Source organism: Sodalis sp. dw_96 (assembly GCF_018449575.1).
GTDB lineage: Bacteria > Pseudomonadota > Gammaproteobacteria > Enterobacterales > Enterobacteriaceae > Acerihabitans.
Map to the genome: position 1 here is coordinate 117,796 of NZ_JAAVUT010000009.1, position 12,224 is coordinate 130,019.

Sequence of the window (12,224 nt, forward strand, 5' to 3'; positions counted from 1 at the left end):
GCCGATCGCCGAAAAATGCAGCATAAACATGGGAAAACAATGGGATGAAAATGTGACGCAGCCACAGAGCGGGACCGCGTTTCAATGGATAACCGGCGCCGTATGCTTATCATCGACGGGGGATTCTTCCTCTTCGATAAATAACAAATCATTGGCCCGTGCTTCAAGAATGAGCATGGAGACCTGTTCTTCCGCCTGCTGCATAAAATGGCGGAATTGGCCGAAGGTGATGCCCACCTCGATGCTTAAGGACTGACAGGCCACTAATTTCGGCAGGTTATCGTCCTGGATATCGATAAAGGCTTTAACGGTCAAGGAACTGGCGTTGATCTGGCTCAAATCCCCTACCAGGGCAATCAGCGCCGTGGGGCGGACTTCCGCCAGCGCGGAAAAAAGGATGACATTTTCAATCAGATCAACTTTAGCATCGAATATGCCGTCAAAATTTTGCATATGCGGCAGATGCAACGCCTGACAGGAGTCACACTCGAAAAATGAGAGACTCATTTTTTCCATCCAGCGTCTAAGGATATCAAGATCCGGAATAACAAGTGAATCCATAACGCCAACCCCTAAGTAATAAATCCGAAACGGGGCATAGCTTACGGAATATTAATCAAAGGCGCTACGGTCAAACACAGCAATTTACATCAAATATCGCTCTCGGCGGCGAAAGCGAAAGCACGGCGGCAGGATAAGCGACCGATAATGCAATAACATCACATTGATTTTGAATGATTAGCAAGCATAATTAGACCTTAAAATCCCGCTGTCGGCCTGCAAACAGGGCATAATCCGAAAATGCCGACTTTAGGTGCCGTTGCTTCATTTAGCAAGACGGTGCTGATAACAGCGTAGGTTGTCCATGCTGTTCGATATGGCGAATCATCATAGCGGCGATATCAATACCGGTGGCCTTTTCCACCCCTTCCAGACCCGGCGACGCATTGACCTCCATCACCAGCGGACCGCGCTTGGCGCGCAGGATATCCACCCCGGCAATCGCCAGTCCCAAGGTAGCCGCCGCCTTGATCGCGATAGCCCGTTCAGCGGGGGTAATAGTGACGTTGCGGGCCGAACCGCCGCGATGCAGATTGGAGCGAAAGTCTCCCGGCTGCGCCTGACGCTCGATGGCCGCCACAACCTGATTGCCGATGACCAGGCAACGGATATCGCTGCCCTGCGCCTCATGCACATATTCCTGTACCAGGAACTGGGCTTTCAGACCACGAAACGCGTCGATAACGCTTTTGGCGGCCTGAGCGGTTTCCGCCAGGACCACGCCTATCCCCTGGGTGCCTTCCACCAATTTCACCACCAGAGGCGCGCCGCCGACCATGGCAATCAGATCGCCGGTATCGTCGGGTGAATCGGCAAAACCGGTTACCGGTAAATCTATTCCTTCTCTTGCCAGTAATTGCAATGAGTGCAGCTTATCCCTGGCCCGGGTGATGGCGGCGGAAGTATTAAGGGGATAGCTGCCCAGCATTTCAAACTGACGCAATACCGCCGTGCCATAAAAGGTAATGGCGGTACCGATGCGGGGGATAACCGCATCATAGGGTGCCAGGCGCTTGCCGCGGTAGTGAATGGATGGCGCGGCACAATTGATATTGATGTAGCAGGAGAGCGGATCGATGATATCCACGCTATGACCGTTAGCCTCGGCGGTTTCCCGTAACCGCTTGCATGAAAAAAGAGAACCGTCCCGGGATAAAATGGCTATTTTCACACAGTACCCTGCTTTGTGGTCATAATCCGGTTGATAATAATCCGCGGGCCGGTTTCGGTCGAGCAATGTTTTGCCTACCGGCTGAAAACAGCGTCGCGGCGTTTTCGATAGGTTAGGGGCATTAAACTGAAAGGAAATTACTGCTTTTTTTTGACGCAGGTCACAGGCATAGTAAACGGCAACAAGAAGCGTAATTAACTTTCATTGATTCGTTTCGATTGTCAATTTATACGTTAAGGAGTGAATATGTTTGCTGTCATTTTCGGACGTCCGGGCTGCCCTTATTGTGTGCGCGCTAAAGAGTTGGCTGAAAAACTGACTGTTGAACGGGATGACTTCTCTTACCGTTACGTCGATATCCATGCCGAAGGGATTTCCAAAGCCGATCTGTCCAAGACCGTAGGTAAAACCGTAGAAACCGTGCCGCAAATTTTTCTCGACCAGGTTCATATCGGCGGCTGTACGGATTTTGAAGCCTACGCCAAGGAAAACCTCAGTTTATACCAGCAGCAATAAACGACATTATACCGCGGGCCGGTTTTTACCGGTGCGCGCTGATAGACAACGCGCCCGGCCGGGAAAGGATGCCCAATCGTAGCGTTATGGGCCGGTTTACCCTTCTAACATCCTGTCTCGCCTCAAGTGACTCCGAGGACGTTTGTCTTCAGTCTGAAGACCGGTTTACACCGCTCACAGCAGAGGACGACGTTTAACGATCTCGCCGGCAAAAAAGCACACCAGCGCGCCGCAGGCACACCAGAACAGCGCGCTTAATAAATAGGTCACCTGATACCACAGGGAATAATGCAGCGTATTGCTCACATTAAACAGTAACAGGCACAGGGGTGACACCAGCAAGGCACCCAGCAACGGACAGGTGATTTTACTGCCGCGGGACAACAGGCCGCCGATGGCCCCCGGCAACAAATACAGCAGGAACCCCAGCGCCGCCCCGTGGTGTTTTTCGTTCAATACAATGAACCCGCTCTCTTGACTGGCAAAGACCACAAGGAACAGTACAGCACTGCTTATGGTTCCTACCCTTAGCCGTTTCATCGCCATTTTTCGCCCCATCGTTTTTCCAGCTACACAGCCCCAGTGGGAAAGTCCATGATTACCTGATGTTCAACGAAAAAAGAGAAATCATGATCTTCGGCATAGCCTAAACAATCACAATCAGATAAAAGATCGGTTTTTCCCTGCGTTATGCGGCAGGGGAGATCTTTATGAAGTGCGCCATATCGTTTATGAGTCCGAAGGCAATAACCTACTCTTAATAACTCATATGGATATTTGAATTCGTCTCGTATTTTATAAAAATGAATATACCGGATAAATTCATTAATATCAAATAGTTGCTGGTAACAATATGGTTACCGATCGTGAATATTAACGTATCGGGTATGTTAAGGAGCAATGACATTTTGTTATTAAATATGGAAGATAATTCTTCCCGATAAGATAAAAAAATCCGGTTATTTACTACAAACGTGTCATTCCACTGATATTTTTCAACAGAAAAAATCCCTATGCCGCCTTCTTCTTTTCATGGGAACAATGCCGGACAAAAAGGCGAATTATGCATTACGGTCTCCCGGTTCATGTCAAAGGGATAAAAGATTCAGTTTTTTCTTACTGGCGGCGGCCACGGCATACATTAGAAATTATCAACATTCATCCCGCCTTGCCAGAGACCGCAACCGATGACAAGGGAAAGCGCCCGCGCTTTATGGCTAATCCTTGAGCCCCGTTCCGCGTCTGCCGGGAACATCTGCCTATAGCGGTATTTCTGCTTCACCCAGCAGAAAATCCTTTATGACGGCTAATTCAGCCAATGATTAAGAAGGGCATACTTCATGGATAAAAAAAAAATTCCGTGATCAAGAACTTTCTTTACCTCATAGAGTCTGAATTAGTGCCACTGCTTTTCTTTGATGTCCCCAAATTGAGGAGCCCGATTGTCCCGCCTTCTTAGGTTCAAGACTTTCGGGTTTTTTATTGCCCGCAAAACCCCTAAACACCGTCCCCTCTCCGCAGATTAGCGCAACGCTTTCATGTAAGCCCCTACATGGCGCCTTGCTCATTGTGACTCTGTCCGATAGGGTAGTTACCGCGTCCAATTTGTTTCCCTGTAAAAGCGTGGACATCACTGCATTAATAGCATCGCATCAGAGCGGATGATCCTCTTTTTATATAAACAACATCATATGATAACGCAGGTAAATTAATATTTATGTCAATTACTAGCTTATAATAAGATTATGCATCAAATGGGTTTCGACTAAACACGGCTATGTACATTATTTTCTTATTAATATCTACAGGGGATAGTTAACCACTAAAATGACATGCAGTTAACATTAGTTCAATTACTCCATCATTAACCTTATGAAATTGTTGAATATAATAAGACTATAAAGCACATTATATTTATATTGAAGAAATTTAATTCTCACCGAAGAATAACTTTCTCTTATCGATTAATGTAAATGCTACTGGTAAATATTAAACAGAAAGTTTCACTATCGTTATTAAATAATCGACCGAGCTCAAAAAAAGCCACTTTTTTGCATGAATATCTGGCATAAAGCCTATATTATACAGACTGTTTTTCAACGTCTATTCGGTTTTGATTATTGACATACCGTACCTTTACCCTTTTGCCATAATATGAAGTGGGTTATTTAAGCAGCGGTTCAACTGCGCTATTTGGCTCATGTACCTGGTCTTACTTCGGAGAATTAATGGATACGACGCAAGCGACTTCTGTCTCGGTGGTCCGTCACAGAACGGTCATGCAGTGGCGCAAATCGGATTCGGTCTGGATGCTGGGCCTCTACGGCACAGCCATTGGTGCCGGAGTACTGTTTCTGCCGATCAACGCGGGCATTGGCGGTTTATTACCATTACTGATTATGTCCATACTCGCCTTTCCCATGACATTTTATGCCCATCGGGGTCTGTGCCGCCTCGTCTTATCAGGCAAACCGGAGTGCAATGATATCACCGATGTGGTGGAGCAGCATTTTGGTTCCCGGGCGGGAAATCTTATTACACTGCTCTATTTTTTTGCCATCTATCCCATTTTGCTGGTTTATGGCGTGGCGATCACCAATACCGTCGAAAATGTCATCACACACCAGTTCCATCTTTCCGCTCCGCCACGCGCATTATTGGCACTCATTCTGATCGCCGGTTTGATGAGCATTGTTCGCTTGGGAAAATACATTATCGTCAAGGTAATGAGCGTACTGGTATTTCCCTTCGTGGCGATATTGCTGTTTCTGGCGATCTCCCTGATTCCTCACTGGAACGCCGATATATTCCGCCAGCCGCTGTTAATCGTCGACGCGGGCCGGGGTGGATTAATCAATACCCTATGGCTTGCCATACCCGTGCTGGTTTTTTCTTTTAATCATTCGCCTATTATATCGGCGTTTGCCATGGCAAAACGTGACGAATATGGTGACCAGGCCGAGCAGAAATGTTCAAAGATATTATTCTTTAGCAATATTCTTATGGTGCTGACAGTAATCTTTTTTGTCTTTAGCTGTGTATTGAGCTTATCACCGGCACATCTAGCTGATGCCAAAGCGCAAAATATTTCAATACTGACTTTCCTGGCCAATCATTTTAATAATCCATTTATCGGAATGCTGGCGCCGCTGGTGGCCTTCGTGGCGATAACCAAATCTTTCCTCGGCCATTATCTGGGCGCCAGCGAGGGGTTTTCCGGCTTGCTCACCAAAACGATACATAAGTGCGGCAAAACAGTTCACCCGGCCATGGTGAATAAACTGACCGGTGGTTTCATGCTTATCACCGCCTGGCTAACGGCAACCAAGAACCCCAGTATCCTTGGAATAATCGAAACCCTAGGGGGTCCCATCATCGCCGTGCTATTGTTCCTGCTGCCGATGTATGCCATTCAAAAAGTGCCGGCGATGGCCCGCTACCGCGGCGCGGTTAGCAACTATTTTGTCTGGGGAGTGGGATTCATTGCCTTGGCGGCGATTATTTATAAGTTGATGTAAAATGCCGGTCAGCAGCCTGAAACCTCCCCGGGGGGAGGTTTTTTATTGATCAGTTCATTGCAAACCCGAACCAGCTATGCAGTTTTTGCAGGAACCAATCCCAGATATTACGGAAAAACCCGCCTCGTTGTACCTCGTCCAACACCACCAGCGGACGTTGCTCAATAACTTTGCCGTCCAATTGGAAATCTATGGTGCCCACCACCTGATGTCGCGCTAATGGCGCTTCCAGATAAGGCGAGTTGAGGGTGAAGGATGCCTTCAACCCTTTCATCTGTCCTTTAGGCAAGGTCACGGAAGCATCTTTGGCAACGCCGAGATCCACTTCGCTGCGATCGCCGAACCATACCCGCTGACGGGTAAAGGCGTGGGCCGCGGTAATCGGCGTCGCCGTCTCATAAAAGCGGAATCCCCAGGTCAGCAGCTTTTCACTTTCGCGAAAGCGCACGCTGTCGGTGGGGGCGCCCAGAACCACGGAAATCAAACGCATACCGCTGTCGGAGGCCGAGGCCACCAGGCTGTGGCCGGCACCATTGGTATAGCCGGTCTTGATACCGTCCACATTCAGATTGCCATCCCAAAGCAGGCGATTCCGGTTCAACTGTTTGATTTTATTATAGGTAAATTCTTTTTGTTTGTGCAGGGCATACTCATCCGGAACGTCCTGAATCAGCGCCTGGCTCAGCAAGGCCATATCCCGCGCGGTGCTGTATTGTCCTTCGGCATCCAAGCCGTGCACGGTCATAAAGTGAGTGTTTTTCAGACCAAGGGCATCGGCATATTTATTCATCAGGCTGACGAACGCATCCTGACTGCCGGCGACATAGTCCGCCAATGCAATACTGGCGTCATTACCGGATTGAATAACCACACCGTTGTTCAAATCAGCCACCGAGACCTGCTCGCCGGGCTTGAGAAACATCAAAGAGGAGCCGCGCAATTCCGGATTGCCGGTGGCCCAGGCATCTTTACCGATAGTGACTTTATCCTGCTCGGTAATTTTCCCGGCCTTGATGGCCTGACCGATGACATAACTCGCCATGATCTTGGTCAGGCTGGCGGGATCCAAACGCTGATCGGCGTTGGATTCAGCCAAAACGGTGCCGCTTTGGTAATCCATCAGGATATAGGCCTTGGCATTGATCTGCGGCACACCGGGCGCCGTTTCGGCCTGAGCGGCTGTGACGGTGAACACCAACAAGGCACCGAAGGTTAGAGCATGACTTTTTTTTGGGAGAGCGAAATTCTTCATGACGTGGCCAGAGTATCCATTCAATATAAAATGGTTACCGCGTTACTCACGGTAGCGGATTGAGCGTAGCAACCTGATAAAACAGCTTTCAGGGAGTATGAATCATGTTCCAGCTGATTGAGTTTATTCAATACCCTTTAACTTTGCCGCATCAAGAACAAATTTCCAGCATTTTGTGTCCTGATGTGACTTGGGCCGGCATCGCCTCAGCGCCAAGGCCGGTTTGTTGTATCAACGCCTTCCGCGCCGATCGGCTCGCCGCGCCAGATAGTCGCCCACAACTTGCACGACCTGCACCAGGATGATCAGCGCAATCACGGTGATAATCATCACGTTGGTCTCATAACGGTAATAACCGAAGCGTATTGCTAAATCCCCCACGCCTCCTCCGCCGACAATGCCCGCCATGGCGGAGTAGCCTATCAGACTGACCAGGGTTACCGTCAACCCCCTTAACAAACCGGCCAGGGCTTCAGGCAACAACACCGTGGTAATGATGCGCAGCGGACTGGCGCCAAACGCCTCGGCGGCTTCGACAATGCCCGGATCCACCTCACGCAATGCCCCGTCCACCAGTCGCGCATAAAAAGCGATTGCCGCCACCGAAAGCGGCACGGATGCGGCAATGGGGCCAATGGTATTCCCCAGCAAAAACTGCGTCAACGGTAATAACAAAACCAACAGGATAACGAACGGGATGGAACGGATGATATTAACCGCCACGGTACCGGTCAGGTAGAGCCAGCGGTTTTGCCAGAACACATGGCGGTCAGTGACATACATCAGAAACCCCAACGGCAGTCCGCCAATAATGGAAAACAGCGTGGCAATTCCCACCATCAGAAATGTCTCACCGAAGGCGGTGGTAAGATCAAGCCATAAATCAGCCATGTAGCACCTCCACTTGCGCGGTATTCTCACGTATATACTGCACTGCGGCGGCTACCTGCTCCGGCCGGTCGGGATGGGTCAGCAATGCCACCAGCAATCCGAGGGCGCGATAACCAATATATTCGATTTTGCCGTGCAGAATATTCACCGACACGCCGAAGCGGGCCGTCGCCTGAGACAGTACCGGTTGCTCGGCGGATGCGCCGACGAACATGATTTTCAGCAACGTACCGCGCAAATCCTGCATCAGGCGTGGCGGCAGCTCCAAATTAAAGCTATGGGAGACCAACTGGCGGGTGAACTCATGCCTGGGGGCGGCGAAAATATCAAACACATCGCCCTCTTCAACCACTTTACCGCCGGTCATTACAGTGACCCGATCGCAAATATTTTTGATCACCGTCATTTCATGGGAAATCAGCACCAAGGTGATCCCTAAGCGGGTATTAATTTCTTTTAACAGCGCCAGGATGGAGGCGGAGGTTTCCAGGTCCAGGGCCGAGGTCGGTTCGTCGCAAAGCAGCACTTCCGGCCGGTTGACGATGGCGCGGGCTATACCGACCCGCTGCTTCTGACCGCCGCTTAATTGCGCCGGGAAAGCATCGGCTTTATCCGACAGCCCCACCAGCGCCAGGATTTCCGGCACCCGCTGTGCTATTTCAGCGGACGATTTTCCCGCTGCGCGCAGGCTGAAGGCTACATTGCCGGCGACCGTCCGGGTATGCATCAAGTTGAAATGCTGAAAAATCATACCTATTTTTTGCCGCTGACGCCGCAATGCCAGACCACTCAAGGCATCCACCCTGGCGTTATTGACCATAACCGACCCGGAGCTGGGCCGAGTAAGCAGATTGATGGTACGCAAGACGGTACTTTTACCCGCCCCGCTGGCGCCCACAATGCCGAAAACTTCCCCTCGTTTGATATGCAAACTGACATCATCCACCGCACGAACCGCCTGCTGTTTCCGCCGGGAAAAATCGACGCTGACATGGTCTAGAAAAATCATTATCCGCAGACTCCACGATAACTTTCAGGGGAAAAAAACATCCCGCTCAAGCAAAAATATCCCGGCGGCGTATTGTCCGCCTGCGCAAAGCTTAAGGTTTGGCGGCGGCCTGCATCCATTCAGGCTTCTGGAATTGGCTGAAAACCGATGAGGGATCGTTGATTACCGCAGCGTATGCCGGGGATAACACGGCAGCCTTGATATCTTTTACAAAAGGCTTATCCATATCGTCGGTACGCACGGCAATGACATTTTTCAGATTTTCATCCAGGGTCTCAAGGGCCAGGGCGCTGGACAGTTTTAGCCCGGCGGCAAAAGCGAAGTTGCCGTTAACCAATGCCCCGGCAGCGCTGTCCAGGGTACGAGGTAATTGAGCGGCTTCCAGCGGCTTGAATATTAACCCCCGGGGATTCTCGGCGATATCATGTTCCGAGGCTTTGGTGGGGTCTATATTCTCCTTGATGGTAATCAAACCCAGCTTTTGCAAAAACCGTAAGCCACGGGCCAGGTTGGTGGGGTCATTGGAAAGGGTCACAATATCCCCTTTTTTCAATTGATCGAGATGGGTCAGGGTATGAGAGTAAAAGCCCATACTGGCGGTAGGCACCGCAATTAAGGCTGACACCTTAAGGTTTTTATCGGCGGCAAATTTTTCCAGATACAAGGTATGTTGGAAAAGATTGGCATCAATGCTGCCGTTGGCCAAAGCCATATTCGGCTGCACATAATCACTGAATTCCCGCACAACCACTTTATAGCCTTTTTTCATCAGCTCCGGCTTAATGGCCTGATTAACCATGTCCCCATACGGACCGGGGGCGACACCGAACACAATGGTTTTAGGATCGCTGTTTGCCTGGGCCGACTGAGACCCCATTGCGAATAGCCCCAGAAGCAATAGCGACCGTACGATTTTTGTGAATGTCATGACAATGAATATCCTGAATAAAGAAAATGTGACTTTGATCTTTGATTTGACGATTAAATCATAAATATCATAACGGTATAGAGTATTCTTCACGAGAGGGGCTGCTTTGATACAATATATCGTGAAATTGCCCCAACCGAAAATATCATTATTTTATACGAGAATTTATTAGACAAATATACGGGAGTCAACCCTAAAAATAGTGGCTCGCACTGGCATGGAGAATAAGACGTATCGCTTATGCTGAAATGAATCCATAAATCGGCAAAGCATATAAGATATATTTATCGGTTGCTGCATTGAAAGAGACATCGCGGCATGGCATCGACCGCAAATAATGGCTATTTTTAGTTAAAATTAACACGATGAGGATGCAATGCTGACGATTTGGGGACATGAAAACTCGGTGAATGTTAAAAAAGTGTTATGGTGTGCCGCAGAGCTTGATCTGACCTTTAATGCCATTCCCGCCGGAGGCATCCATGGCAAAGTCAAAGAGCCTTTATTTCTTTCCCTCAATCCCAACGGGTTGGTTCCTTGCTTGCAGGACGATGAAAATGACCTGGTATTATGGGAATCCAATACCATAGTGCGTTACATGGCGGCCAAATACGGCCAGAGCACCTGGTTGCTGGCGGATGCCTCAGTGCGAGCCACCGCCGAAAAATGGATGGACTGGACCCTGTCCAGCCTGGCGCCGGCTCTGGAGCCTTTACTGATCAATGCTGCCCAGGTGAAGGCCAACCCGCGGGATCAGAAGCTCATCAATGCCGGTATTAAACGCTGCGAGTTGCTTTTTGATATTGCCGAGAACGCGCTGGCAAAACAGTCGTATTTCTCCGGTGACGGCTTTGGTATCGGCGATATACCTATCGGCTGTTATGCTTATCATTGGTTCAACATGGATATTCGCCGTAAGCCACGCACGCATTTGCAGCATTGGTACGACGCCGTTTCAGCCAGACCCGCCTTTCAATCCAGAGTCATGATCCCCCTTGCATGACCTTTCTCCGGGCGCACCGGCGCCCGGGGAAGATAATTCCAGTGACTGCTTAAGCAACACGCCCCGGCACCGGGGGACTATTCCAGTGACGGCTTAAACAATTCCCCCCGGCACGTGGGGAGGATTATTCCAGCTCCAGCTTTAACAATTCTCCTTTGCGCTCATCCGTCAGTACATAGACAAACCCGTCCGGACCGACCCGCACATCGCGAATGCGTTTACCCCGGCTCTCCAGCAACCGCTCCTCTGATGTCACTTTGTCACCATCCAGTGTCAACCGAATCAGCGCTTGCTGTTTCAATGCCCCGATAAACAAGGAGCGCTGCCAGGCGGGAAAACGGGCCGCATCGTAAAATGCCATACCGCTGACCGCGGGGGACTTTTGCCAGTACCACACCGGCTGTACGGTTCCCGCCACCACGCCGCCCTGTGCCTCGGGGATTTTCAATCCGGAATAATTGATACCGTAGGTGGCAATGGGCCAGCCGAAGTTGGCGCCTTTGGCGATAATATTGACTTCGTCGCCGCCTTTTGGGCCGTGTTCGTTTTCCCAGACCTCGTCGGTCCAGGGATTCAGCGCCAACCCCTGGGGATTGCGATGCCCCAGGGACCATATCTCCGGCCTGGCATTTTCATCATGCACCAAGGGATTGTCCGGCGGCACATCGCCTTCGCCGGTCAATCGTACTATTTTACCTTGATGTTTGGTGAGATCCTGCGCGGTGGGGCGGCGGTTATTTTCACCCAGGCTGATAAACAAAAAACCTTGGCGATCAAAGACCAGACGTCCGCCAAAATGCTCGCCGCTGGAGAGTTTCGGCTGCTGGCGGAATATCACCTTAAAATCCTCCAGCCGGCGATGGTCTTCCGATAAACGGCCATATCCCACCGCCGTTCCGGCATCATCTTTACCCTGTTCGGCATAACTGAGATAAATACGTCGCGTTTGGGCAAAATCCGGGGCCGGCAGCACGTCAAACAGCCCTCCCTGACCATGTACGTAAACAGTGGGGACCCCCTCGATAGGCGCCGATAACGGCTGTCCCGGCAACCAATAACGAAGCCTGCCCGGTCGTTCGGTGATCAATATCCCTTTATCCTGGGGCAAAAAAGCCAGCGACCAGGGATGGTCCAGGCCCGTCACTACCGGCGTAACCCGCGTTTCGGCAGCTACTCCCTGCCCGCTTGTCAAAAGCAGGCCGCCAGACAGCAGTAAGGCGAATATCCGTCGCATTTAATTGTCTCCCTCAAAACATTCCCGTTTAAGCGTAGAAATGACGTTCAGGTTATGCGACGAAGCGACGCCGGTTTTACATTAACTGACAAAGTGGCTTGAAAAGAATGCCGCCTTTAACGAATGCTGCATATGGAAATT

General features: G+C 50.2%; 11 protein-coding genes. 3 read left to right on the forward strand and 8 right to left on the reverse strand.

The features are described from left to right. Positions 1 to 81: 81 nt before the first annotated feature. Together HB631_RS15030 and rimK are read right to left on the reverse strand one after the other, a co-directional pair. Entirely contained in the window at positions 82 to 561 is a 480-nt protein-coding gene (locus tag HB631_RS15030) for a YbjN domain-containing protein (protein ID WP_213991978.1), read from the reverse strand. A 268-nt stretch (positions 562 to 829) separates the two neighbouring features. Continuing rightward, on the reverse strand, positions 830 to 1,732 hold the full coding sequence (rimK, locus tag HB631_RS15035) for a 30S ribosomal protein S6--L-glutamate ligase (protein WP_213991979.1): 903 nt from the start codon (positions 1,730 to 1,732) through the stop codon (positions 830 to 832). A gap of 246 nt (positions 1,733 to 1,978) precedes the next feature. On the opposite strand from rimK, the gene HB631_RS15040 reads away from it, so the two are divergent. Further along, a complete protein-coding gene (locus HB631_RS15040) occupies positions 1,979 to 2,248 on the forward strand; it encodes a GrxA family glutaredoxin (protein WP_213991980.1) in 270 nt (89 codons plus the stop codon). A 174-nt stretch (positions 2,249 to 2,422) separates the two neighbouring features. Here HB631_RS15040 and ybjM read toward each other — a convergent pair whose 3' ends face one another. Beyond that, positions 2,423 to 2,806: an inner membrane protein YbjM gene (ybjM, locus tag HB631_RS15045; RefSeq protein ID WP_345945714.1), complete on the reverse strand. Its 384-nt coding sequence runs from the start codon at positions 2,804 to 2,806 to the stop codon at positions 2,423 to 2,425. Positions 2,807 to 4,476: 1,670 nt separating this feature from the next. On the opposite strand from ybjM, the gene HB631_RS15050 reads away from it, so the two are divergent. Next, positions 4,477 to 5,766, forward strand: a complete 1,290-nt coding sequence (locus tag HB631_RS15050; RefSeq protein WP_213991982.1) for an aromatic amino acid transport family protein — start codon at positions 4,477 to 4,479, stop codon at positions 5,764 to 5,766. Positions 5,767 to 5,815: 49 nt separating this feature from the next. Here the strand turns inward: HB631_RS15050 and HB631_RS15055 are convergent, their stop codons facing one another. The 4 genes from HB631_RS15055 to HB631_RS15070 form a co-directional block, all read right to left on the reverse strand. After that, complete coding sequence (locus HB631_RS15055) at positions 5,816 to 7,018, reverse strand: serine hydrolase (protein WP_213991983.1); 1,203 nt, start codon at positions 7,016 to 7,018, stop codon at positions 5,816 to 5,818. Between the two features lie 231 nt (positions 7,019 to 7,249). Then, positions 7,250 to 7,909 (reverse strand): methionine ABC transporter permease, encoded by a 660-nt coding sequence (locus HB631_RS15060; protein WP_213991984.1) that lies wholly within the window; start codon positions 7,907 to 7,909, stop codon positions 7,250 to 7,252. Continuing rightward, positions 7,902 to 8,918 carry a methionine ABC transporter ATP-binding protein gene (locus HB631_RS15065; RefSeq protein ID WP_213991985.1) on the reverse strand — a complete coding sequence of 339 codons (1,017 nt, stop codon included), beginning with the start codon at positions 8,916 to 8,918 and terminating at the stop codon, positions 7,902 to 7,904. Before HB631_RS15065 ends, HB631_RS15060 begins: the two co-directional genes overlap by 8 nt. 91 nt (positions 8,919 to 9,009) lie before the next feature. Continuing rightward, positions 9,010 to 9,795 carry a MetQ/NlpA family ABC transporter substrate-binding protein gene (locus tag HB631_RS15070; protein WP_255557032.1) on the reverse strand — a complete coding sequence of 262 codons (786 nt, stop codon included), beginning with the start codon at positions 9,793 to 9,795 and terminating at the stop codon, positions 9,010 to 9,012. Positions 9,796 to 10,222: 427 nt separating this feature from the next. Here HB631_RS15070 and HB631_RS15075 point away from each other — a divergent pair, with 427 nt between their 5' ends. Then, on the forward strand, positions 10,223 to 10,849 hold the full coding sequence (locus tag HB631_RS15075) for a glutathione S-transferase family protein (protein WP_213991987.1): 627 nt from the start codon (positions 10,223 to 10,225) through the stop codon (positions 10,847 to 10,849). Between the two features lie 124 nt (positions 10,850 to 10,973). Here the strand turns inward: HB631_RS15075 and HB631_RS15080 are convergent, their stop codons facing one another. After that, positions 10,974 to 12,083 (reverse strand): PQQ-dependent sugar dehydrogenase, encoded by a 1,110-nt coding sequence (locus HB631_RS15080; RefSeq protein ID WP_213991988.1) that lies wholly within the window; start codon positions 12,081 to 12,083, stop codon positions 10,974 to 10,976. Between the last annotated feature and the right edge of the window lie 141 nt (positions 12,084 to 12,224).